The following is a 23101-nucleotide window of genomic DNA, read 5'->3' as shown; positions in this document are numbered from 1 at the left end:
GTGGCCACCCGCGCGATCGTCATCACCCCGCCCGGCCGGCTGCCGCTGCCGTCCGTCCGCGAGCTCTGGGAGGCCCGCGAGGTCTTCACCCGGTTCGGCACCCGCGACCTCAAGCTGCGCTACCGGCAGACGGCGCTCGGCGTCATCTGGGTGGTGCTGCAGCCGCTGCTGAGCGCCGGCATCTTCTCGGTCGTCTTCGGGCAGATCGCGAACCTGTCGAGCGACGGCGTGCCGTACTTCGTGTTCTCGTTCGCCGGGATGCTCGCGTGGACGCTGTTCAACGGGATCGTGTCCCGGGCGGCGCCGTCGCTGGTGAACAACCAGGCGCTGGTGTCGAAGGTGTTCTTCCCGCGGATGCTGGTGCCGCTGTCCTCGGTGCTGTCCGTGCTCGTCGACTTCCTCGTGGCGTCCGCGCTCATGGTGGTGCTGCTGCTGGTCTACGGCGTGCAGCCCGGCTGGGCGCTCGTGACGCTGCCCCTGTGGGTGCTCGCGGTGATCCTCCTGGGGTCGGGGCTCGGGATGGCGTGCTCGGCGCTCATGGTGAAGTTCCGTGACGTCGCGTACGTGGTGCCGTTCGCCCTGCAGACCCTGCTGTACGCGAGCCCGCTGGCGTACTCGCTGTCCGAGGTGGGCGAGAACATCCGCTGGCTGTTCGACATCAACCCGCTGACCTGGGTCCTCGAGGGCTTCCGCTGGGCGCTGCTGGGGCTCGCGCAGCCGGCCCCCTGGCAGATGGTCGCGACGGCGGTCGCGAGCGTCGTGGTGTTCGCCGGCGGCGCCCTGGTGTTCTCGAAGATGGAACGCGGTTTCGCGGACGTGATCTGACGTGCAGGCGCCGAGGGGGACGACGTGACCAGCACCAGGGGCTCAGGGCCGGGCGGGGACCGCGCGCGCGCGCGCCGGGTGGTGGCGGCGGTCGTCGTCGCGGGCGCGGTGGTCGCGACGGGGACGACCGTCGCCCTCACCCGCGACCGCGGCGCGGCGGTGTCCTCGAGCGGCGAGGGGGCGGCCCCCGCGGGGGTACCGGCCACGCGGATGTGCGGGGTCGCGGACACGGGGCGGTTCGCGGCGCTCGCGGCGGACGCCCCGTCGGTGGAGCCCACCGCGCTGGTGCCCGACCTGGCCGCGGCGGGCGGCGGCGACCCCGCGGGCCTCGAGGCCGTGGGCGACCACGTCGCGACGCTCGCGCGGGCGGACGGCGCCGGCGGCACCGCCGTGGTGACCGTCTGGTCGCCGGACGGCGACGCCGAGCGGGTCGTCACGGTGACCGCCCCGGCCGGCGGCTCCGCTCCGGACACGTTCACGCTGTCCCCCGACGGCGACGTCATCGCCCCGACGGGGTCGGCCGACGGCCGGGAGGTCGGGGCGTGGACCGAGGGTGACGAGCCGGAGACCGTCTGGGACCTCGCCGGCGCCGGCGACGGCCGGGTGGTCGACGTCATGCCGTTCACCGCGGGCGACGACGACGCGGTGGCCGCCGTGGCGTTCGAGCGGTCGCGCACCCTGGTGCTGCTGCACGCCGACGGCACCGTGTCGGACGGACCCGAGGTGGCGTGGGACTGGTACCCCCGGTTCTTCCCGCAGCCCGACGGCACGCTGTTCGTGCTGAGCGACGCGGACGGGGAGTCCTCCTACACCACGCTGACCCGGTACGACGCGGACGGTCGCGTGCTGCTCCAGGTCGGCGGCACGATGACCACCGACTCGGGCAACGGGCGCGGGCAGACGCTCGACCACCCGTCGGGCGTGGCGCCCGCCCCGGACGGCGACGGGTTCCTCGTGTCCGGTCCCACGTGGCGCGTCGTCGAGATCGGACCGGACGGCATGTGGCGCGGCATCGCGCTGTCCGGCGAGGGCCAGGGGTCGACGTTCCGGCTCGCGGACCACACCCCGCTGACCCGTGCGGGCGACCACTACTACTTCCTGTCCCCGGCCGACGGCGGCGGCGTCCAGCTCAGCCGGGCGACCCCGCCGGAGCTGCGCACGCTGCTGGACGCGCCGATCACCTGGAACGTGTCGGTGTCCGGCACGACCGACAAGCTCGGCTACGGCGCGGGCCTGGCCACGGACGCGACCTACGACTACTTCGCGGACGGCGAGACGCCGGCCGTGCACGCGCAGTTCGACCCGTGGTGGGGCACCGTGGCGGACGACTACGAGGTGCGCTACGAGGTCAGCGGCGACCCGTGGGTGCAGCCGGCCGTGGAGACCGTGAGCGGCACCGTCGCGATCCCGGAGGACGGCGGGCAGGTGCCGATCGACCTCCCGGCGGCGCGCCCGGGGCCGTACCAGGTGCACGCGACGCTGGTCGAGAAGGCGACGGGCGAGGTCCGCACCGCCACCTGCCTGCGCTACGCGGTCGGGGCGCCCGGCGCGACCTTCGACCCGGACGGCCTCGCGGACGGCGCGGACTGGGGCGGCGCGGGGCCGCTGCGCGGGGTGCAGCTCGCGGACGAGCTCGGCGTGGGGACGCACCGCGTGCAGCTCGACGTCGCGGGCATGGTGCCCGAGGACGCCACCCCGTCGGTGAGCGCCCTGAACCTGTCCGCGCTCCCGGGCGCGACCGAGGACGACCCGTTCGCCGGGCTCGCGGCGGCCGCCACCGAGGCCGCCGCGCGCGGGGTGAACCTGTACGTGCAGGTGGGCGAGGCCGACGAGCGCGCACAGCAGGCGGTGGCGGACGGCACCTGGGGCGACTGGGTGACGGCGATCGTGACGGCGGTGCACGAGGGTGCCCCGGACGTCCACCTGTGGGCGCCGTGGAACGAGCCGAACAACACCGGCTTCGGCGACGGCGCGTCCTACGTCGAGCACGTGCTGGAGCCGTTCGCCGCGGCGGTGCACGCGATCGACCCGGACGCGCGGGTCATCGGCGGCAACGCGCTGAACGTCGTGGTGCCCTGGTACCGGCAGGCCGTCGAGGCCGGCGCCTGCGACGCGTGGGACATCGTCGGCATCCACCCCTACACGGGCTTCAACCGGTCGTGGGACGAGGAGGGCGAGCAGGGCCCGATCGGCCAGATCACGCAGCTCCGCGAGGTCCTGGCGGCGTGCGGGGACGACCTGCCGGTGTGGAACACGGAGTCCGGCTGGTGGTCGGACGGGCCGGCGAACGAGTGGGGCCAGGCGTACGACGTCGCCCGCACGTCGCTGTGGCAGAGCGAGCTCGGCGTCGACGCGTGGATGTACTTCTTCAGCGAGGGCGGCTGGGGCGAGGGCAACAACACCTGGTCGCTGGTGCAGGTCGGCTCGTTCGTGAAGCCGGGCGCGCTGGCGATGGCGACGGTGGGCGACCTGATGGCCGGACGCCCCGCCGCGGAGCGGGCCGAGGTGGAGGACCCGACGGTGCGCGCGATGACCGTCGGCCCGGTGCCCGGCGCGGACGACGGGCCGGCCGCCGAGCCGCTGCTGGCGGTGTGGACGCTGGACGCCGTCACCGACGTGGCCCTGCTCGCGGACCGGGCGGCGTCCGTGACCGTCACCGACGTGTACGGCGGCACCCGCACGGTGGACGTCGCCGCCGGGGAGTCGACCCGGCTGCGCGTGACCGGCGCGCCGCAGTACCTGTCCGCGCCGGCAGGCACCGGGCTGCGGGTGGCGGCGCTCGACGGCGGGGCGAACCTGCTCGCCGACGCCGACGTCAGCGCGTCGTCGACCTCCGCGGGCGACGCCGCGACCCTCGTCACCGGGGCGGGCGCCCTGGCGGACCCGTGGCGGGCCGGCCCGACGGTGGACGGCGAGCCGGACGTGAGCCCCTGGGTGAGCGCCACGCTGCCCGCAGCGGCGACCCTGGACCGGGTGGTGGTCGGCTCGGCGGGCATCCGGTGCTGCACCGCGGGCGTCAAGGACGCCGTCGTCGAGGTCGAGGCCGCCGACGGCACCTGGACCGAGGTCGGCCGCGTGACCGGCGCGTTCCTCGAGCGCACCCACGTGCTCCGCTTCGACCCGGTCGAGGCGACGGCCGTGCGCCTCACCGTCCCGACCACCGAGCAGCGGGACGTCACGATCCCCAGCGCGAACTACGGCGGCCAGACCGGCGGCCTGCTCCCGGCCTGGGAGCCGGTGCGGCCGGAACCGACCTGGCCCGTCTCCCTGGTCAGCCTCGCCGCCTACGGCCCCTGACCCCGTCCGTCCCGACTCCGCCGACCAGGAGGCCGCCATGCCACCCCGGGCTACCGTGGGGATCCCCGTCTACAACGGGGAGAAGTACCTGCCCGCCGCCCTCGACTCCGTGCGCGCGCAGGACGAGGAGGACATCGAGATCGTCATCTCGGACAACGCCTCCACCGACGCCACCGAGGAGATCTGCCGCGCGGCGGCCGCCGAGGACCCGCGCATCCGGTACGTCCGGCAGGCGGAGAACCGCGGCGGGCGGTGGAACTTCAACCACCTCGTCGAGCTCGCGCGGGCGCCCTACTTCACGTGGGCCGCCGCGGACGACATCCGGCGCCCCGCCTTCGTGCGCCGGTGCCTGGAGGTGTTCGCCGACTCCGACCCCGCGACGGTGCTCGTCTACCCGCGCACGCAGATCATCGACGCCGGCGGCCTGGTCACGGAGGACCTCCACGACGCCGACCTGGCCTGCGACGAGCCGACGCCGCACGAGCGGATGGCGCACTTCCTGCGCGCCCAGGCCGCCCACATCTTCTACGGCCTGCACCGCACCGACGCCCTGCGCAGCACGCGCGGCATCCGGCCGACGGTCGGCAACGACCTCGTGATCCTCGCGGAGCTGGCGTGCCGGGGGCCGTTCGCGCTGGTCCCGGAGCAGCTGTTCTGGCAGCGGCGGCACGCCGAGCAGTTCTCGGCGCAGGGCCAGGCGCAGATCGCGTGGCACGCCCCGAAGGCGTCCGTCCGGTTCGCGTTCCCGCACACGAAGGTCAGCATCGAGCTGGTGCGCGGCGTGCTGTCCTCGCCCGTCGACGCCGCCGAGACGGCCCGGTGCCTGGCGACGATCCCGGTGGCGTGGACGCTGCCGCGCTGGCGCGGGCCCGCGGCGGACGTGTGGGCGGCGCTGGGTCTGCCGCCGCGGAGCTCGCGGCGATGAGCGCGCCGGCGGGCGGCGCGACGGCGGACGCGACCCCGGGTGGCGGCCCGGCCACCCGGGTCCCCGAGGTGCACGTCCTGACGCCCGGCGACCACTTCTCGCCCCGCACCGGATCGGCCATCCCGACGGTCGTCGACGGCCTGTGCGCCGCTCTGCCCGCCGGCACGGCCCCGCGCCCGCGCGTCGTGGTCGCCGACGGCACCTACCCCGACCGCTACCCGAGCGCCGAGGCGGTGGGCTACCCGCAGGCCGCCGCCCGGCGGTCCGACCGCTACCTGGACGCCGCCGCCGGCCGGCTCGGGCTCCCCCGGCCCGGTGTGCGCCGGACGCTGCGCCCGACGCTGGCCGCGCAGGCCGACTGGGACCCCGGGGTGGTGCTCGCGCACAACGCGCCGCAGCTGGTGCCGCTGGTGCACGAGCGGCACGCGGCCGTGCTGTACGCGCACAACCTGCTGCTGCGCACGTACTCGACCCGGGAGGCGGACCGGGTGCTCGGGCGCGCCGCCGCGATCGTGTGCGTCAGCGCCGCGCTCGCCGAGCAGACCGCGGCGCACCTGCCCGCGCGGCTCCGCGACCGGCTGCGGGTGGTGCCCAACGGCGTCGACACCACGCGCTTCGCCCCCCGCGCCGACCCCGGCCGCGGCGAGCGGCTGCGCGTGCTCTTCGTCGGCCGGATGATCCCCGACAAGGGCGCGGACGTGCTGGTGTCCGCGGTGGAGCGCCTCGGCCGGGACGACGTGGCGCTGACGCTCGTCGGGTCGCAGAACTTCGACGCGGGCGCGCGGCCCTCGCCGTACGAGCGGGACCTGCGGGAGCGGGCGGCGGCGCTCGGGGACCGGGTCCGGCTGCTCCCGTTCACCCCGCGGGGCGCGGTCGCGGAGCTCTACCGGCAGGCCGACGTCGTCGTGGTCCCGTCCCGGTGGGCGGAGCCGTTCGCGCTGACCGTCATGGAGGGGATGGCGTCGGGTGTACCGGTCGTGGCGTCGGCGGCCGGCGGGATCCCGGAGGTGCTGGGCGACGCGGGCGTGGCCGTGCGGCCGGACGACCCGGACGACCTCGCGGCGGCTCTCGCGGCGCTGGCGGACGACGAGACGCTGCGCCGCCAGGTGGGCGCGCGCTGCCGGCGCTGGGCCGAGGCGCGCGACTGGCGCTGGGCCCGCGGCGTGCTGGACGGCGTGCTGGCGGAGGTCGCCGGTGTTTCACCCACGCCGGTCGGGTGAACCTCTTGCACCAATTGTCCGTTTTGTTCTGGTGACCGGCACGATGGTCACCATGCGCGTCCTGCGGATCTCCCACAGCGCCGTCGTCACGGCGTGGCGCGGTCGCGAGGCCGCTCTGCGCGCCCGCGGCATCGAGGTCCGCACGCTCTCGGCCCGCCGCTGGGAGGAGGGCGGCCGGGACGTCGACCTGGACCCGCAGCCCGGCGAGGACGTCGTCGGCGTCCGCACCGTCGGCCGGCACCCGAACGTCTTCCTCTACGACCCGCGTCCGATCTGGCGCGCGCTCGGCGAGCGGTGGGACGTCCTCGACGTCCACGAGGAGCCCGCCGCGCTCGCCACCGCCGAGGTGCTGCTGCTGCGTGCGCTGCGGCGCTCCCGGGTCCCCTACGTCCTGTACTCCGCGCAGAACATCGCCAAGCGCTACCCGCCGCCGTTCCGGTGGTGGGAGCGCCGCGCCCTGCGCCACGCCGGTGCCGTCAGCGTCTGCAACACCGAGGCCGGCGACGTGCTGCGCGCCAAGGGGCTGACCGCCCCCGCGCACGTCATCGGGCTCGGTGTCGAGCAGTCCGGCCCGGCGCCCCTGGACGCCGGCGTAGCCGGTGCGGCCGCCCCCGCACGCACCGGCTACGTCGGCCGCCTCCTCGCCCCGCACAAGGGCCTCGACGTGCTGCTGGACGCCGCCGAGGCCGACCCCGGGCTGCACGTCGCGATCGCCGGGGCCGGCCCGCACGAGGACGCCCTGCGCCGCCGCGCGTCCTCCCCCGCGCTCGCCGGGCGCGTCACGTTCCACGGGCACCTCGCAGGCGCCGGGCTGTCCGCGTTCTACCGCAGCATCGGCGTGCTCGCCGTGCCGTCCGTCGCCGCCCCCGGCTGGCTCGAGCAGTTCGGCCGCGTCGCCGTCGAGGCGATGGCCGCCGGGGTGCCCGTCGTGGCGTCCGACTCGGGCGCGCTGCGGGACGTGGTGGGCGGTGCCGGGGTGCTCGTCCCGCCCGGGGACGCCACCGCGCTCGCCCGGGCGCTGCGGGGCGTGCTCGACGACCCGGAGCACGCCGCGCGGCTGCGCGAGGCCGGGCTGCGGCGCGCCCGCGCGTACACGTGGGACGCGATCGCCGAGCAGTACGAGGCGATGTACCGCGGGCTGCTGCCGGGACCGGACCTCACCGACCCGGCGACATCGGGCGCCGGCAGGAGCGCGGACCGGGGCGTCGAGGTCGTCGTCGTCGCGTACGGCGCCGCCGACCTCCTGCAGCGCGCCCTCGCCCCCGTCGCCGGCGCGCTGCCCGTGACCGTCGTCGACAACTCCGGCGACGCGGACGTCCGCGCCGTCACCGAGGCGGCCGGCGCCCGCTACCTGGACCCCGGCGCCAACCTCGGGTTCGGCGCCGCGGTCAACCACGCGCTCGCCGACCGGCTCCTGCCCGGCGCGGACGTGCTGCTGCTCAACCCGGACGCCCGGGTCGAGCCGGACGACGTCGCGGTGCTGCAGCGGCGCCTGCTCGCCGAGCCGGACCTCGCGGCCGTCGGCCCGGCGCAGGTCGGCGAGGACGGCGCCCCCGCCCGCGTGCGGTGGCCGTTCCCGACCCCCCGCGCCGCCTGGCGGCAGGCTGCAGGCCTCGGACTCGGCCCCGACGACCAGGGGTTCGTGATCGGCTCGGTGCTGCTGCTGCGCGCCGAGGCGCTCGCCCGGGTCGGCGGGTTCGACGAGTCCTACTTCCTCTACGCGGAGGAGACCGACTGGCAGCGCCGCGCCCGCGACGCGGGATGGCGGTCCGCGGTCGTCGCGGACGTCGTCGCGCAGCACGCCGGCGGCGGCACCAGCTCCGACCCCGCCCGCCGCGAGACGCACTTCCACGCCGGCCAGGAGCGCTACCTGCGCCGGCACCACGGCGCCACGGGATGGGCGTCAGCGCGTGCGGCGGTCGCCCTCGGGGCCGTGCCGCGCGCGCTGCTCCCCGGGGACCGCGGCCGCGCCGCCCGGCTCCGGCTCCGGCTCTACCTGGGCGGCCCCGTGCGTGCCGAGGCGGCGCTCGGCGACCTGCGCGCCCCCCGCGGCGACGGTGCCGCCCCACCCGCGGCCCCGCCCCCCGGCCCGCGCACCCTGCCCGAGCCCGTCGACGAGCGGGAGCCCGCCGCATGACCACGACCACGCCGCCCGCCCCGCCCGGCCCCCCGCCCGCGGAGGACGTCCCGCGCGGGCCCGGTCTCTCGCTCGCCCCCGGCGTCGAGCCGCACCGGGCGCTGCCGCCGCAGGGCGTCCTCGAGCGCGTCCCCGGCGCGGGCGCCAGGCGTCGGGTGACCGTGGCCGCGGGTCTCGCGACCCTCGGTGTCGTGCTGGTGCTGCTGACGTCCGTGCAGCCCTGGTTCACGCTGGGCGCCGGCGTGCTCGTCCTCGTGGTGGGGCTGACCCTGCGGGAGCCCCTGGCGCTCCCCGTGCTCGGCATGCCGTTCCTGCTGCTGGTGAACCGGGTGGGCGGGGCGCTGTCGCTGTCGGACTTCGTGCTGTTCGCGGCGTTCTGGCCGGCGCTGCTGTTCGCCCGGCGTCCTCTGACCGGCGCGATGCGGGGCGTGCTCTGGGCCACCGCGTTCTACCAGGCCACCGTGCTGTTCACCGTGATCGCGAACCCCTACGTCGCGAACGCCGTCGAGTGGCTGCACTCCTGGCTGCTGGTCGGCGGCGCGCTGCTCGTCGGCTGGGCGATCGGCGCCGCCGGGCACGCCCGCCTCGCCCTGGGGCTCTACGTGGCGGGATCGGTCGTGGTGGCGCTCGCCGCGCTGGCGCAGTTCGCGGTGAACCTCGGCCAGGGCAGCACCGCGCCGGTGTACCTCAACGAGCCGTTCCTCATGCACAAGAACTACATCGGGTGCGTGCTGGCGTTCGCGGCCATCGTCGTCTACACCCGCCCGCGGTGGCTGCGGTGGAACGACCTGGTGTGCCTCGGCCTGTTCGGCCTGTTCGTCGCCGGCATCCTCGTCGCGCAGTCCCGGCAGGCGCTCATCGGGCTCGCCGTCGCGGTCGCCGTCGTGGCGCTGCGCCCCGACCCGCACCGGCACCGCTCGAAGGTCGTCCTGCTCGCCGTCGCGGGCGGGGCGCTCGTGGTCGGCACCCTCGTGCAGGACCAGCTCGAGTCCGGCAACCAGTACAACTCCGCCTACCAGCGGCTGATCTGGTTCCGGCAGTCGCTGCTGATCTGGGAGCAGTACCCGTGGTTCGGCGCCGGGCTGCGCTGGTGGTACACGGACCGGTTCGACGAGAAGTTCCAGCCGCCGAACGCCGAGTTCGAGATGCTGTCGTCGGGCGGCATCGTGGGCCTCGTCGGCTTCCTGGTGATGTTCCTCGTGATCCTCGTCATCCTGTGGCGGGTCGACTCCCGCTACGGGACGCTCGCGTTCGTGCTGGTGCTGATGCGCTTCGTGCAGGGCCAGTTCGACCTGTTCTGGGTGGCCGCGCAGGTGTCCATCCCGTTCGTCATCGCCGGCATCTGCCTCGGGGCGCAGGCCCACGCCGCCCGCTCGGGCGCCGGGGAGGACGGCCTGCCGCCCCGGGTGGCGCCACCACCGCCCGCACGGCGCGGACCGGGCAGCGCGGACAGCGCGGAGGGTCGCCGCGCCCGGCACGCCCGGCCCGAGCGGCCCCGCCGGCGCCGCCTGCCCCTGCCGATCGGCCACCGGGAGCACTCGTGACCACCGACGTCGTGCACGTGGTGTGCACCGACGCCTTCGCCGGCGTCGAGCGCTACGTGACCACCCTCGCCCGCACGCAGGACGCCCGCGGCCTGCGCGTGCACGTCCTCGGCGGTGCGGCGGACCGGATGCCCGCCGAGCTGGCCGGCTCCGGCGTCCGGTGGGCGCCCGCGCCGACGCCCCTGCGCGCCGCGGCCGCCCTGCGCCGGCTCGGCACCCGCCTGGTGCACGCGCACATGACCGCCGCCGAGCTCGCGGCGGTCACGGCCGGCCGCGCCCCCGTCGTCACCACACGGCACTTCGCGGACCACCGCGGGTCCTCCGTGGCCGGGCGCGCCGTGGCCCGCGTCGTCGGGCCGAGGATCGCCGCGCAGGTCGCGATCAGCCGGTTCGTGGCCGACCGCGTCGAGGGTGCGTCGACGGTGGTGCACCCCGGGGTGCCGTCCGTGCCGCGGGTGGACGGCGAGGTGGCGGCCGACCGCCGCCCGGTCGTGCTCATGGCGCAGCGGCTGGAGGCGGAGAAGCGGACCGACCTCGGACTGCGCGTGTGGGCGTCCAGCGGGCTCGCCGACGCCGGCTGGCAGCTGCTCGTGGCAGGATCCGGCGCCGAGCGGCCCGCGCTGGAGCGCCTCGCCGCCGAGCTCGGTGTCGCGGCGTCCACGCGGTTCCTGGGTTCCCGGTCCGACGTCGACGCGCTGCTCGCCACCGCCGGGATCTTCCTCGCCCCGCGGCCCGACGAGCCCTACGGCCTGTCGGTGGTCGAGGCCATGGCGCACGGGACCCCCGTCGTCGCGGGGCGCGGCGGCGGGCACGACGAGACCGTCGGGTCCGCGGACGGGGCGGTGCTCGTGCCCGCCGACGACGTCCCCGCGGCGGGTGCCGCGCTCGCCCGGCTCGCCCGCGACCCGGAGCGCCGCGCGGCGTACGGCGAGGAGCTCCGCGCCGTGCAGCAGCGGCACTTCGACCTCGGCACGCACGCCGACGGCATCGCCGCCGTGTACGCGGCGGTGCTCGGCGGGGAGCCCGGGGCCTCCGGGCCCGCAGCGCCCGCGGTGCCCGGGGCGGTGCGCCGGTGACCGCCGCGACCCACGACGCCGTGCGACGCTCCGCGGCCCCCGACGACCGCCGCGACCTCGTCGTGGTGTCCCTGGAGCCGTGGGACGAGGTGTGGCGCCGCAACCAGCACCTGGTCGCGGGCCTCCTGGCCGACGACCCGGGGCTGCGGGTGCTGTTCGTCGAGCCGCCCGTCGACCACCTGCACGACCTGCGCCGCGGCGCCCCGCCCACGCTCGGGCGCCCGGTGCGGCGGCTCGGCCCGCAGGACGGGGCCCCGGAGGGGAGGGCGTGGGCGTACCGGCCGACGAAGTGGCTGCCGCGCCGTCTCGACGCGGGCGGCGACGACCGGCGGGCCCGGGCGGTCGCCCGCGTGGCCCGGCGGCTCGGCATGGTGAACCCGGTGCTGTGGGTGAACGACCCGGGCGGTGCCGCCGTGCTGCGCGCCACCGGCTGGCGGGCGCTGTACGACGTCACCGACGACTGGCTGCGCGCCGTCCGCGAGCCCGCCGAGCACGAGCGCCTCGAGGCCGCCGAGCGGGTGCTCATGGAGCGCTGCGCGGAGGTCGTCGTCTGCTCCCCCGCGCTCGTCCGCGCGAAGGGCGCCGACCGGCCGGTGACGCTGCTGACCAACGCCGTCGACGTGGACGCCTACCGCACACCCGCGCCCCGCCCCGCCGACCTGCCGGACGGCCCGTACGCGGTGTACGTCGGCACCCTGCACCCCGACCGGCTCGACGTGGACGCGTGCCTGCGGCTCGCCACGCACCTGCGGGCGACCGGCTCCCGGCTCGTGCTGGTCGGGCCGCCGCTGCTGGACCTGCTCGACCTGACACGGCTCGAGGCCGCCGGGGCCGTGCTGCTCGGTGCCCGCCCGGCCGCACTGGTCCCGGCGTACCTGCAGCACGCCGGAGCGCTCGTCGTGCCGCACGTCGTCGACGACTTCACCGACTCGCTGGACCCGATCAAGCTGTACGAGTACCTGGCGGTGGGCCGCCCGATCGTCGCGACCCCCGTCGCCGGGTTCCGGGACCAGCCGCCGGACCGCGTGACCACGGCCTCGCCGCAGCACCTGCCGGACGTCGTCGCCCGCGTGCTCTCCGACGCCGACGCCACCGGCGCCGCCGCCACGGGGCCCCGGTTCCCGCGGCAGGCCCTGGCCGCCGCCGACGTGCCGCGCTGGTCCGACCGGGTCCAGGAGATGGCGGTGGTCCTCAGCCGCGTCCGCGCCGGCTGACCTGCTCCCACACGGCGGTCAGACGGACGGCGGTGCGCTCGACGGCGAACTCCGCCTGCACGTCCTTCCACGCCCGGTCCGCCCGTGCGGCGGCCTCCTGCGGGCGCTCCAGCACGCGCGCGACGGCCGCGGCCAGCGCCTCCGGGTCACGCGGCGGGACCAGGAGGCAGCGCTCGGTGCCGTCGGCGGCCACAGCGAGCTCGTCGACGCCGCCGCCGGCGGTCGCGACGACGGGCACCCCGCGGGCCATCCCCTCGGCGACGACCTGGCCGAACGGCTCGGGCACCGGCGAGGCGTGCACCAGCACGGACAGCCCGTCCACCTCGGCGACCGGATCCGCGACCCAGCCCGTCCACTCCAGCCGGCCGTCGAGCCCGCGCCGGGCGGCCAGCTCGCGCACCTGCGCCTCGTAGCCCGCCTCGGCGAACAGGGCCGCTCCCACCACCCGGAACCGGGCCGACGGGAACCGCTCGGCCAGCAGGGCGCACGCCTCGACGAACTCCCGCTGCCCCTTGGTCGGGCTGACCCGCCCCACCAGGCCGACGACCGGCACCTCCGGCGCCCGACGCGCCGCAGGGTCCGCCGCGACCTGCTCCGGCGCCAGCCCGGGGTACGCGAGCGTCCACCCCCGGCGCAGCGGCAGCAGGGTCCCGGCCGTCGCGCGCGAGTTCACCACGACGTGCCGGGGCCCGTGGCGCGCGACCGCCCGCAGCACCCGGGCCAGGCCCCCGGGCAGGTAGTCGTCCGCGATCCGGTCGTGCACGTGCCAGACCAGCGGCCGGCGGCTGAGCGCTGCGGCCGGCAGGCCCAGCAGGTCGGCCTTGAGCGACGTCGTGTGCACGACGTCCGCGTCCAGCTCCCGCAGCAGACGGCCGAGGCGGGCCACGAACGGCGCCGTCACGACCGCGGACCTGACCGCCCCGAGCACGGAGCGCCCCGCCGCCGCGCGATCCGTGCGGGCGATGCCGGGGTCCAGCGGCAGCACGCGCACGGCCACGCCGGCGTCGCGCAGGCGCTCGCGCAGCGGGCCGTCGGAGAACAGCACCACGGTCACCGCGACGCGGGCCGGGTCGAGCGCGCGGCACGTCCGCAGCAGCGCGAGCTCGGCACCGCCCAGCTCCGCGGTGTGGTCCAGCACGACCACCCGCACCGGTCCGTGCGGCGCCGCGGGCCCGCGCGGCGCGGCGCGGCCGGCGGTCACGTCGTCTCGGCGACGACCGGCGCGCGGTCCTTCCGGCCGCGGTCGCCGGCGCCCGGCCCCGTGCCCGACTCCTCCGACGCCCGGCCACCGGGACCCGGCGCGGGGGTCGGGACCCGGCCGTCGCGCGCGGTGTCGTCGCCCTCGACCGCCCCGTCGGTCTCGTCCGGCCCGGCGTCGTCCGCCCGGCCCGGCCCGGCGTCGTCCGCCGCGCCCGGCCCGGCGTCGTCCGCCGCGCCCTTGCCGGCGTCGTCCGCCCGGCCCGGCCCCGCGGCGGGCTCGGATCCGGCGTCGCCACCGCCCGCGGGCCCGCCGGCGGCGCTCGCGTCCTGCACCGTGCCGCTCGCGCCGGACGCCCGATCGTCGTCGGCGACGTCCCCGGGCTCGACCGCCGCACCGGTGTAGGCGTACGTCGCCTCGTAGGCCACGTGCCGACGCTCGCCGGTGCCCTCGAGCGCCAGGCCCAGCAGCGCGGCGTTCGCGGCGCGCAGGCGCTCGGCCGACTCCTCGACAGCCGCCGCGGCGGTGTGCCCGACCGTCACGGCCAGCAGCACGCCGTCCGCGTAGGAGCCGAGGATGGTGGCGTCGGCCGCGACCAGCATCGGCGGCGCGTCGATGATCACCACGTCCGCGGCGCGTCGCAGCTGCTCCACCAGCGCGCGCACCTCGTCGCTCGCGAGGTAGTCGGCGGGGTCCAGCTCCGTCTGGAGGGCGGGGTGCACGGACAGGTGCGGGATCGCGGTCGGGACCGCCGCGGTGCGGTTGCGCGCGCCGTCACGGCCGGACGGGGCCGGGGCGTCGGCGGACGCCGGCAGCAGCGCGTTGAGGCGCGGCTGACGCAGGTCACCGGACAGCACCACGACGCTGCGTCCGGACAGCGCCCACGACGCCGCCAGGTTGGCCGCCACGAACGAGCGCGGCGTCTCGACGTCCGCCGCCGTCACCACGATCACGGCGCTGCCCGAGTCGTTCTCGACCGCCGCCTGCAGGGCGGTGCGGAGCTCGCGGACGGACCGGGTGTACGCCGTCGCCTCGCGCCGGGCGACCGGGAGCGTGCCCTCCGCCTCGTACGACTTCAGCGCCGCGCCCGTGCCGGACAGACGGGCGAGCACCGGGGCGCCCGCCGATCGGCGCGCCGCGCCCGTCGTGCGGATCTTGGTGTCCAGGCCGCGCCGGACCACCGCGAGGCCGATGCCGACCAGCAGGCCCGCCAGCCCCGCGACGGCGTACACCAGCATCGGCGGGAGGCTCACGAGCGTGCCGTGCACCGCGTTCTGGAGGATCGAGGCGGGGGAGGCCAGCAGCTGCGCCTGCGTGAGCTGCGACGACAGCGTCTGGTACTGCTCCATCGTCGTCGAGTACTGGGCCTCGAGCAGGCCCTCGACCGGGTCCACCTGGGCGTCGGGGTTCGCGTTCGCGGCCGCCGCGGCGGCCGCCCTCCGGGACTCCGTGATCGCCTGCTGCTGCTCGTCGATGCTCACGGCGAGCCCGTCGAGGCGCTTCTGCATCGCGGCGACGTCGTCGTCGAACTGCGACTGCAGCGCCGCGACGTACGCCGTGGCGACGGCGTTCGCGGCCTCGACGGTGTCCTGCGGGTCCAGCCCGGTCTCGGTGACGACGACGTTGTTGGGGTTCTCCAGCGCGTACTCGGCCGACGTGCGGGCCGCGAGGTCGTCGGCGAGGCCCGGGTCGCCCAGGGCGGTCGCGGCCGTCGTCGTCACCCCGTCGCCCGTCACGAGCGCCGGGTCGCTCTCCAGCCGGATGCCGGCCTCGGACAGCGTCTCGGTCCCGACGATCTGCACGGTCGCCTCGGCCGCGTACTCCGGCTCCTGGCGGTCGACGTAGAGCCAGGCTCCCGCGAGCGCCGCCAGGACGGACACCAGCACCAGCCACTTGCCGAACCAGATGGTCCGGAACATGTCCTGCAGGGTCATCGGGGGCGCCTTTCGGTCGGGACGGTCTCGAGGCGGGGCCGGGTGCCGGCCGCGTGCGCGAGCTCCTCGCGGGCGATCGCGTGCAGCCGCGCGACGAACCGCCCCGCGGCGAACTCGTCGGCGTGCGCCGTCAGCACCCGGGGGTCCCAGGTGCGGTCCAGCGCGCGCCCGGCGGCCTCGGCCACCAGGTCGGGGTCGGGGGCGTCGAAGAGCTCCCCGGTGACGCCGTCGCGGACGGTGTCGAGGTAGCCGCCGTCACGCAGGACCACGGACGGGCGACCGAAGGCCGCGGCCTCCAGCGGCGACAGGCCGTAGTCCTCGTAGGACGCGGCGACGAGGGCGGCGCAGTGCCGGTACAGCCAGCGCAGCCGGGCGTCGTCGACGCGCCCGACGAGCCGGACCCGCGGCAGGTCGCGCACCCGCTGGGCGAGCGACGCCCGCTCGGGGCCGTCGCCGACCACCACGAGGCGCGTTCCCGGCATCCGGCGCACGGCCTCCACGACGACGTCCACGTTCTTGTAGGGCAGCAGCCGCGCGACGCACAGCAGGAAGCCCGGCTCGACACCGTCGGGCGCGGTCTCCTCACCGGCGGGCAGCATCGCGGGGGGCGGCGGGAGGATCTCCGCCTCGATCCCGTAGGTCTCCCGGATCGCCCGGGCCGTCACGGTCGAGTTCGCGAGGTACCGGTCGGCGGTCCCTGCGGCCCGGCGGTCCCAGCGCCGCAGGCCGGGGGCCAGCAGGCCGAGGGCGCGGGCGGCGAGCCACCGCTGGGCGCCGCCGGCCGGGCCGAGGTACCGGTCGGTCTGGTACAGCCAGCGCGCGGGGGCGTGGCAGTAGACGACCTTGCGGCCCGACGTCGGGAACCCGTGCGCCCACCCGGTCGACGACGCCAGCACCACGTCCGCCTCGATCGGCGTCGCCCTCACGGCGGGCGCCAGCAGCGGCAGCGCCAGCCGGTGGTGGCGACGCAGCAGCCCGACGCGGTCCAGCGGGCTCGTCCGCACGTCGAGGGGCCCGAACTCCGGGAACGTGCCCCGCGGGTGGTAGAGCGTCGTGTACAGGGGCGCGTCCGGGAACGCCTGCGCCATCACCAGCGCGACGCGCTCCGCCCCGCCGCGCTGGGTGGCGTAGTCGTGCGCCAGCGCGACGCGCTCACCGCCCGCCATGCCCGCTCACGACGACGTAGAAGGTGCGCCACAGGATCATCAGGTCGAAGGCGATCGACCAGTTCTCGACGTACCGCAGGTCGAGCTTCACGGCCTCCTCCCACGCCAGGTCCGCGCGGCCGCTGATCTGCCACAGGCCGGTGAGACCCGGCTTGACCAGCAGGCGGCGGCGCGCCGACTCGCGGTACTGGGCGACCTCGAACGGCAGCGGCGGCCGGGGACCGACCAGCGCCATGTCGCCCTTGACCACGTTGAACAGCTGCGGCAGCTCGTCCAGGGAGTGCTTGCGCAGGAAGTGCCCGATGCGCGTGATGCGCGGGTCGCGGTCCATCTTGAACAGGGGGCCGTCGGCCTGGTTCGCCGCGCGCAGCTCCGCGAGCCGCTCCTCGGCGTCGACCACCATGCTGCGGAACTTCAGCATCGAGAACTCGCGGCCCTCCTTGCCGACCCGCGTCTGGCGGAACAGCACAGGCCCGGGGCTCGTGACCTTCACCGCGACCGCGATGACGACCAGCACCGGCAGCAGCGCGAGCAGCGCGCCCGCCGAGAACGCGGTGTCGAACGCGCGCTTGGCGATGATCCGCGAGCGGCGCGACTCGGCGGCGTTCACGTGGATCAGCGAGAGGCCGGCCGTGGGCTCCAGCGTGACACGCGGGCCGAACACCTCGACGATCCCGGGCGCGACGACCAGCTCGGTGCGCGTGCGCTGCAGCGCCCACGACAGCCGGCGCAGCGCCTGGCCGGACAGCTCGGAGCCGGTGACGATGACGACGTCGAACTCTCCGTCGACCGCCACCTGCACGACGTCGGAGACGGACCCGAGCACGGGGACCCCGAGGGGCGGCAGCGACCCGTCGAAGGACGGGACGCACACACCGGCGATGTGGTAGCCGTACTGCGGGAGCCCGCGCAGGTCGTCCACGACGTGCGTGATCGACGACGCGTCCCCCACCACGAGCGTGCGACGCATGGACTCCCCGGCCGCCCGGCGCCGGTGCAGGGCCCGGCGCGCGACGTGGCGGGCGGTGATGAGCACCAGCACCACCAGCGGCAGCGCGAAGAACACGATGGTGCGCGGCACGTCGACGTCCAGGCCGACCGCCAGCAGGGCCAGCCCCGCGGCGCTGAGCACACCGCCGCGGATCACCGCCTCGAACTCCAGGTGCCCGTCGCCGATCACCTGCCGGTCGTAGCCGCGCTCGACGGCGACCATCGCGATGAACAGCACGCCGATCATCAGGCCCCAGGACAGCTGGAGCAGCGACACCCCGTGCATGAGGAACAGCAGCAGCGTCGGGATGCAGGTGGCCAGCACCACGTCCCGTGCCAGCGTCTCGATCTGGTACGTCGCGTGCTGGCTGCGCCATCGGGAGGGCGCGGCGGTGCCGAGGGGCTCGTGGAACGGGCGGTCGGAGGCCCAGGAGAGCCGCGGTCCGCGGGCGGCGCGCCGGCGTTCGGCGGCGTCGTGCTCGGTCGAGGGTCCGGCCTCCGTCGCCGCGACGGCGCGCTCGGCGGAGCGCGACACGTCGTGATCGTCGAGCAGGCTCATGTCTGGGTCCCCCCGGGCGGCGTTGGTGTGACTTGAGGCTATATCAGCGGGTTTGCCCCAGTCCGCCCGATCTGTCCGTTTTCACCCCTTTCGCACCCGTATGGGCGATCGGCGGGGCGCTGACCTGCGACGACACCCGCGCTGGACGCGCTCCCACCCCGGTGTCACCCGGATGCCGCACCGCACGCCCCGGGCCTGCGACAACACCCGCCACGCGCCCGCCACCCGCCCCGGACACACCGCGAGGTCGTCGCTCCGGGCCGAGGTCGTCACGTCGGCGTGACGACCTCGGGCCGAGGTGACGACCTCGAGCGGGCTGCTGCGCGCGACCCGGTCAGCGGGTGCGGGTGTGGAAGCGGAGCTGCGCGCGCTCCAGGCCCTCCGTCACCAGCAGCTCGACGGCGTCCGCCGCGTCGTCGAGCAGGAACGGCAGCTCCTTCTGCTCCGGCTTCGCGAAGTCGCGCAGCACGAAGTCCGCCGCGTCCATCCGCCCCGGCGGCCGGCCGATGCCCACCCGCACCCGCAGGTAGTCCTTGGTGCCGAGCGCCTTGGACGTGTCCCGCAGACCGTTGTGCCCGCCCTCGCCCCCGCCCAGCTTCAGCTTGATCTCGCCGAACGGGATGTCGAGCTCGTCGTGCACCAGCACCACCCGCTCCGCCGGCACGTCGTAGTACCGCGCGAGCGCCGCGACCGGCCCGCCGGACGTGTTCATGAAGGTGGTCGGCTTGGCGAGGACGGCCCTCGGACCGGGCGCACCGCCGGGCAGCGTGCCGATGCGCACCTCCGCGGTGGCGGCCTGCGGGCGCCGGGACAGCACGCCGCCCTTCGACCCGAACGACGCCCCCGAGCGCCGCGCCAGCTCGTCGAGCACCATCTGCCCGACGTTGTGCCGGTTGCCGGCGTACTGCGGCCCCGGGTTCCCCAGGCCGACCACCAGCCAGCGCCCCTCGCTCATCGCGGCGCCACTCCCTCTCGTCGTCGGGGGCACCGCTCGGCGCCCCGCATGCCGGACGCCCGGCACCGTGGCACGGTACCGGGCGTCCCCAGCGCGGTCGGCGCTGCCCCCTGGAGGGGGCGCGCCGGGCGGATCACTCCGCGGCGGCCTCGGCGGCCTGGTCCGCGGCACGGTCCTCGGCGGACACGGTCGGGACCGTGACGGTCACGATGACCTGCTCGGCGTCACCCTCGAGCAGGGCGCCCGTCGGCAGGGCGAGCTCGCCGGCGGTCAGCGCGGTGCCGGCCTGCAGGCCCTCGATCGAGACCTCGACGTGCTCGGGCAGGTGCGTGGCCTCGGCCTGGAGGGTCAGCGTCTGGGTCTCGACGATGTGGATCGTGCCCGGGGCGGACTCGCCCACGACGGTGACCGGGACCTCGACCGTGACCTTCTCGCCGCGGCGGACGATCAGCAGGTCGACGTGCTCGATGACGTTCTTGACCGGGTCGCGCTGCACATCCTTGGCGATCGCCAGGGTCGCCTTGCCCTCGAGCTCGATCTCGAACAGGGCGTTCGCCTGCTTGACGGCCAGCATCGTCTCGTGGCCCGGGAGCGCCACGTGCACCGGCTCGGTGCCGTGCCCGTACAGGACGGCGGGGATCTGGTGGGCGCGGCGCAGGCGGCGCGCGGCGCCCTTGCCGAACTCGGTGCGGGTGGTGGCGGCGAGCTTGACCTCGGACACGGTGACTCCCAAGAAGCAGAGGATGACGGGCGAGACGGTGTGGTGGCCTCGACGCGGGACGCTGGACGGGCACGCGGAGGCGGACCACCCAGTCGATCACGGAGATCGGTGGTCTCGATCCGACGCGGTCCGCGCGGCCGTGTCCGCGGCACCCTGGGGTGCGGGACGCGCCGTCCGCCGGACCGTCGACGGGTCGTGGAGCGACCGTCCGACGTCCCTCGCCGAGGCAACCCCCCGATACTACCCGCGTCCCACCCCGCGGGACGAATCCGCTCCCACGGCTCCCGCACCCCTCCCCCGTGCCGGCCCGTACCCGCGCCCATCCACCCGCACCCGCGCACCCGCTCATCCGCGCACCCCCACCCGCACCCGCTCATCCCCACGCGCCGCGCCGCGCCGAGAGTCCAGGACACGCCCGGGATCGCGACTCCCGGCCGGCGTGTCCTGGACTCTCACCGCAAGAACGCGCGCGAGCGGCGGGACGCGCGGGCACGCACGGTCAGGCCCTGCGTCCGCGCGCAGCCCGCGTCGAGAGTCCAGGACACGCCCGGGGCACGCCGCCCGGGTCGGCGTGTCCTGGAGTCTCGGCGTGGCGGGGCGCGCGCGGAGGGTGCGCGGGACCGCGCTCGGGGTCAGGACTGGCCGTCGAAGAGGCTCGTGACCGAGCCGTCGTCGAACACCTCACGGATCGCGCGGGCGATCAGCGGGGCGATCGAGAGGACGGTCAGGTTCTCGAACCGGTGCTCGTCCGGGATCGGCAGGGTGTCCGTGACGATGACCTCGCGGGCGCCGCACTGCTGCAGGCGGTCGGTCGCGGGGTCGGACAGCACGCCGTGCGTCGCGGCGACGATGACGTCCTTCGCGCCCGCCTCCTTGAGCACGCGCACCGCCCCGGTGATCGTGCCGGCGGTGTCGATGAGGTCGTCGACCAGCACGCAGGTCCGACCCTCGACGTCGCCGACGACGCGGTTCGCGACCGTCTTGTTGGGCTGCCGGATGTCGCGGGACTTGTGGACGAACGCCAGCGGACCGCCACCGAGCTTCTGGGCCCACAGCTCCGCGACGCGGATGCGGCCGGCGTCCGGGGACACGACGGTGACGTTCTGCACGTCGACGCGGGTCCGCACGTACTCGGTGAGGATCGGCATCGCCCACAGGTGGTCGACGGGCCCGTCGAAGAAGCCCTGGATCTGCGCGGCGTGCAGGTCGACGCTCATCAGCCGGTCGGCGCCCGCGGTCTTGAACAGGTCCGACACCAGGCGGGCCGAGATCGGCTCGCGGCCGCGGTGCTTCTTGTCCTGCCGGGCGTAGCCGTAGAACGGCGCGATCACGGTGATCGTCTTGGCCGAGGCGCGCTTGAGCGCGTCGACCATGAGGAACTGCTCCATCAGCCACTGGTTGATGGGCGCCGCGTGGCTCTGCAGCACGAACACGTCCGCGCCGCGCACCGACTCGGCGAACCGCACGTAGATCTCGCCGTTCGCGAAGTCGTACGCCGTCGTGGGCAGCAGGTCGATGTCGAGGCTCTGCGCCACGGCAGCGGCCAGATCAGGGTGCGCACGACCCGAGACCAGGACGAGCCGCTTCTCACCGTCCTGCGAGACGATCCCGGTCATCGTGCGGTGTCCTCCGTGCTGGGCTGGGCGTCGGGCAGCGGGGCCGGGTGGTCCGGCAGGTGCGGGGGCGGCGTCGAGTAGACGCCCGAGCCGGCGGCGCGTCCGGCGCGCTCACGCTCGGCGCGCGCCTGGGGCGAGAGCTGGTCGTCGTCGCCTCGCGCGCGGGCGGCGGCCTCGGCGGCCGGGGTCCCGGCGCGGGACCGGGCGACCCAGCCCTCGATGTTCCGCTGGGCGCCGGCGCTCACGGCCAGCGCGCCCGGGGGGACGTCGTGCCGGATGACCGAGCCCGCACCGGTGTACGCGCCGTCGCCGACCGTGACCGGCGCGACGAACATGTTGTCCGAGCCGGTACGGGCGTACGAGCCGATCGTGGTGCGGTGCTTGCGCACGCCGTCGTAGTTGACGAACACCGACGCCGCGCCGATGTTCGTCTCCTCCCCGATGGTCGCGTCGCCCACGTAGGACAGGTGCGGGACCTTGGAGCCGGCGCCGATCTCGGCGTTCTTCGTCTCGACGAACGTGCCGATCTTGCCGCGCTCACCGAGCACGGTGCCGGGGCGCAGGTACGCGAACGGCCCGACGGTGGCGCCCTCGCCGATCACCGCGAGCGACCCGTGCGTCCGCACGACGGTCGCGCCGGCGTGGACCTCGACGTCCGTCAGGGTCGTGTCCGGGCCGATCGTCGCGCCGGAGGCGACCGACGTCGCTCCGTGCAGCTGGGTGCCGGGCAGCAGGGTGACGTCCTGCGCGAGCTCGACGTCGACGTCGACCCAGGTCGTCGCAGGGTCCACGACCGTCACGCCCGAGCGCATCCAGTCGTCGAGGATGCGGCGGTTCAGCTCGGCGCGCAGCACCGCGAGCTGGGCCCGGTCGTTGACGCCCTCGACGAGTACCGGGTCGTCGGTGCGCAGCGCCCGCACCCGCCCGCCGTCCGCCCGCGCGATCGCGAGCACGTCGGTCAGGTACACCTCGCCCTGCGCGTTGTCGCGCCCGAGCCGGCCGAACGCCCCGCGCAGCACCGCGGCGTCGAACACGTAGACCGACGAGTTGATCTCGGCGATCGCCCGCTGCTCGTCGGTCGCGTCCTTCTCCTCGACGATGCCGAGCACGTCGCCCGCGTCGGCCGGGTCCTGCGAGCGCAGGATGCGCCCGTACCCGGTCGGGTCGGCGACCTCGGTGGTCAGCACGGTCACGGCGTCGCCGTCCGCGGCGTGCGCGGCCAGCAGCTCGGCCAGCGTGCCGCCGTCGAGCAGCGGGATGTCCCCCGCCAGCACGACGACCGGGCCCTCGACGAGCACGTCCGCGGCGGAGCCGGGCACGCCCGGGCCGTCCCCCGCGGACGCCGCCTCGGCCTGGGCGGCGGCGTCGAGCACCGCGAGCGCGCACTGCACGGCGCGCCCGGTGCCCGGCACGTCGTCCTGGTCGGCGACCAGGACCTGGGGCATGAGCTCGCGGGCGTGCGCGGCCACCTGGTCGCGCTCGTGCCGGACGACGACCGCCGTCCGCCGGGGCTCGAGCGCCTGGGCCGCGGCGAGCGCGTGCCCGAGCATCGAGCGGCCCGCGAGGGTGTGCAGGACCTTGGGTGTGGCCGAACGCATCCGGGTGCCCTCACCTGCGGCGAGGACGACGACCGCAGCGGGGCGGGGGGTGGTCACCTGTGGGTGCTCCCTGTCGAGAGGTCTGCCCGGACGAACGCGGGGGCGCGGCCGGGCGGGGACGTCGTG

Annotated in this window: 16 protein-coding genes; 8 read left to right on the top strand and 8 right to left on the bottom strand. The window is 76.2% G+C overall.

Annotated elements, in window-relative coordinates; genetic code table 11:
* From K5O09_RS03865 to K5O09_RS03830, 8 genes are read left to right on the top strand one after another with little or no spacing between them, the layout of a single operon-like run.
* Positions 1–825, top strand: coding sequence for an ABC transporter permease (locus K5O09_RS03865; protein WP_222171529.1), 825 nt, complete (start codon positions 1–3; stop codon positions 823–825).
* Positions 826–849: 24 nt separating this feature from the next.
* Positions 850–4122, top strand: a complete 3273-nt coding sequence (locus tag K5O09_RS03860; protein ID WP_222171528.1) for a hypothetical protein — start codon at positions 850–852, stop codon at positions 4120–4122.
* Between the two features lie 37 nt (positions 4123–4159).
* Complete coding sequence (locus tag K5O09_RS03855) at positions 4160–5047, top strand: glycosyltransferase family 2 protein (protein WP_222171527.1); 888 nt, start codon at positions 4160–4162, stop codon at positions 5045–5047.
* Positions 5044–6267 (top strand): glycosyltransferase family 4 protein, encoded by a 1224-nt coding sequence (locus K5O09_RS03850; RefSeq protein ID WP_222171526.1) that lies wholly within the window; start codon positions 5044–5046, stop codon positions 6265–6267. Before K5O09_RS03855 ends, K5O09_RS03850 begins: the two co-directional genes overlap by 4 nt.
* Before the next feature lie 31 nt (positions 6268–6298).
* A complete protein-coding gene (locus K5O09_RS03845; RefSeq protein ID WP_255596072.1) occupies positions 6299–8404 on the top strand; it encodes a glycosyltransferase in 2106 nt (701 codons plus the stop codon).
* On the top strand, positions 8401–9948 hold the full coding sequence (locus K5O09_RS03840; protein ID WP_222171525.1) for an O-antigen ligase: 1548 nt from the start codon (positions 8401–8403) through the stop codon (positions 9946–9948). Before K5O09_RS03845 ends, K5O09_RS03840 begins: the two co-directional genes overlap by 4 nt.
* Positions 9945–11024: a glycosyltransferase family 4 protein gene (locus tag K5O09_RS03835; protein WP_222171524.1), complete on the top strand. Its 1080-nt coding sequence runs from the start codon at positions 9945–9947 to the stop codon at positions 11022–11024. The genes K5O09_RS03840 and K5O09_RS03835 overlap by 4 nt, the downstream gene beginning before the upstream one ends.
* Positions 11021–12238 (top strand): glycosyltransferase, encoded by a 1218-nt coding sequence (locus tag K5O09_RS03830; protein WP_255596070.1) that lies wholly within the window; start codon positions 11021–11023, stop codon positions 12236–12238. Before K5O09_RS03835 ends, K5O09_RS03830 begins: the two co-directional genes overlap by 4 nt.
* Here K5O09_RS03830 and K5O09_RS03825 read toward each other — a convergent pair.
* The 8 genes from K5O09_RS03825 to glmU all read right to left on the bottom strand — a co-directional run bounded on the left by K5O09_RS03825 (position 12216) and on the right by glmU (position 23032).
* The gene (locus K5O09_RS03825; RefSeq protein ID WP_222171523.1) at positions 12216–13439 is read right to left on the bottom strand and encodes a glycosyltransferase; all 1224 of its coding nucleotides are present in this window, start codon (positions 13437–13439) and stop codon (positions 12216–12218) included. The genes K5O09_RS03830 and K5O09_RS03825 overlap by 23 nt on opposite strands.
* Entirely contained in the window at positions 13436–15370 is a 1935-nt protein-coding gene (locus K5O09_RS03820; protein ID WP_222171522.1) for a polysaccharide biosynthesis tyrosine autokinase, read from the bottom strand. Before K5O09_RS03820 ends, K5O09_RS03825 begins: the two co-directional genes overlap by 4 nt.
* Positions 15367–16536: a glycosyltransferase gene (locus K5O09_RS03815; protein WP_222171521.1), complete on the bottom strand. Its 1170-nt coding sequence runs from the start codon at positions 16534–16536 to the stop codon at positions 15367–15369. Before K5O09_RS03815 ends, K5O09_RS03820 begins: the two co-directional genes overlap by 4 nt.
* Positions 16523–18085 (bottom strand): sugar transferase, encoded by a 1563-nt coding sequence (locus K5O09_RS03810; RefSeq protein WP_222171520.1) that lies wholly within the window; start codon positions 18083–18085, stop codon positions 16523–16525. Before K5O09_RS03810 ends, K5O09_RS03815 begins: the two co-directional genes overlap by 14 nt.
* Positions 18086–18419: 334 nt before the next feature.
* Positions 18420–19040 carry an aminoacyl-tRNA hydrolase gene (gene pth, locus K5O09_RS03805; RefSeq protein WP_222171519.1) on the bottom strand — a complete coding sequence of 207 codons (621 nt, stop codon included), beginning with the start codon at positions 19038–19040 and terminating at the stop codon, positions 18420–18422.
* Positions 19041–19173: 133 nt separating this feature from the next.
* Positions 19174–19761 carry a 50S ribosomal protein L25/general stress protein Ctc gene (locus K5O09_RS03800; protein WP_222172565.1) on the bottom strand — a complete coding sequence of 196 codons (588 nt, stop codon included), beginning with the start codon at positions 19759–19761 and terminating at the stop codon, positions 19174–19176.
* 632 nt (positions 19762–20393) lie between these two features.
* Positions 20394–21377, bottom strand: coding sequence for a ribose-phosphate diphosphokinase (locus K5O09_RS03795; RefSeq protein WP_222171518.1), 984 nt, complete (start codon positions 21375–21377; stop codon positions 20394–20396).
* The gene (gene glmU / locus K5O09_RS03790) at positions 21374–23032 is read right to left on the bottom strand and encodes a bifunctional UDP-N-acetylglucosamine diphosphorylase/glucosamine-1-phosphate N-acetyltransferase GlmU (RefSeq protein ID WP_222171517.1); all 1659 of its coding nucleotides are present in this window, start codon (positions 23030–23032) and stop codon (positions 21374–21376) included. Before glmU ends, K5O09_RS03795 begins: the two co-directional genes overlap by 4 nt.
* Positions 23033–23101: the final 69 nt, after the last annotated feature.

This window comes from Cellulomonas sp. C5510, assembly GCF_019797765.1.
Taxonomy (GTDB): Bacteria; Actinomycetota; Actinomycetes; order Actinomycetales; family Cellulomonadaceae; genus Cellulomonas.
The sequence above is the reverse complement of the archived record's forward strand: the minus strand, read 5'-3'. Positions and strand labels throughout refer to the sequence as shown.

What these genes read in the sequence shown, in the direction of transcription:
- K5O09_RS03820 (WP_222171522.1), bottom strand. Translation starts at nt 15,370, where the DNA reads ATGACCCTGCAGGACATGTTCCGGACCATCTGGTTCGGCAAGTGGCTG.
- pth (WP_222171519.1), bottom strand. Translation starts at nt 19,040, where the DNA reads ATGAGCGAGGGGCGCTGGCTGGTGGTCGGCCTGGGGAACCCGGGGCCG.
- K5O09_RS03795 (WP_222171518.1), bottom strand. Translation starts at nt 21,377, where the DNA reads ATGACCGGGATCGTCTCGCAGGACGGTGAGAAGCGGCTCGTCCTGGTC.
- K5O09_RS03840 (WP_222171525.1), top strand. Translation starts at nt 8,401, where the DNA reads ATGACCACGACCACGCCGCCCGCCCCGCCCGGCCCCCCGCCCGCGGAG.
- K5O09_RS03850 (WP_222171526.1), top strand. Translation starts at nt 5,044, where the DNA reads ATGAGCGCGCCGGCGGGCGGCGCGACGGCGGACGCGACCCCGGGTGGC.
- K5O09_RS03810 (WP_222171520.1), bottom strand. Translation starts at nt 18,085, where the DNA reads ATGAGCCTGCTCGACGATCACGACGTGTCGCGCTCCGCCGAGCGCGCC.
- K5O09_RS03855 (WP_222171527.1), top strand. Translation starts at nt 4,160, where the DNA reads ATGCCACCCCGGGCTACCGTGGGGATCCCCGTCTACAACGGGGAGAAG.
- K5O09_RS03815 (WP_222171521.1), bottom strand. Translation starts at nt 16,536, where the DNA reads ATGGCGGGCGGTGAGCGCGTCGCGCTGGCGCACGACTACGCCACCCAG.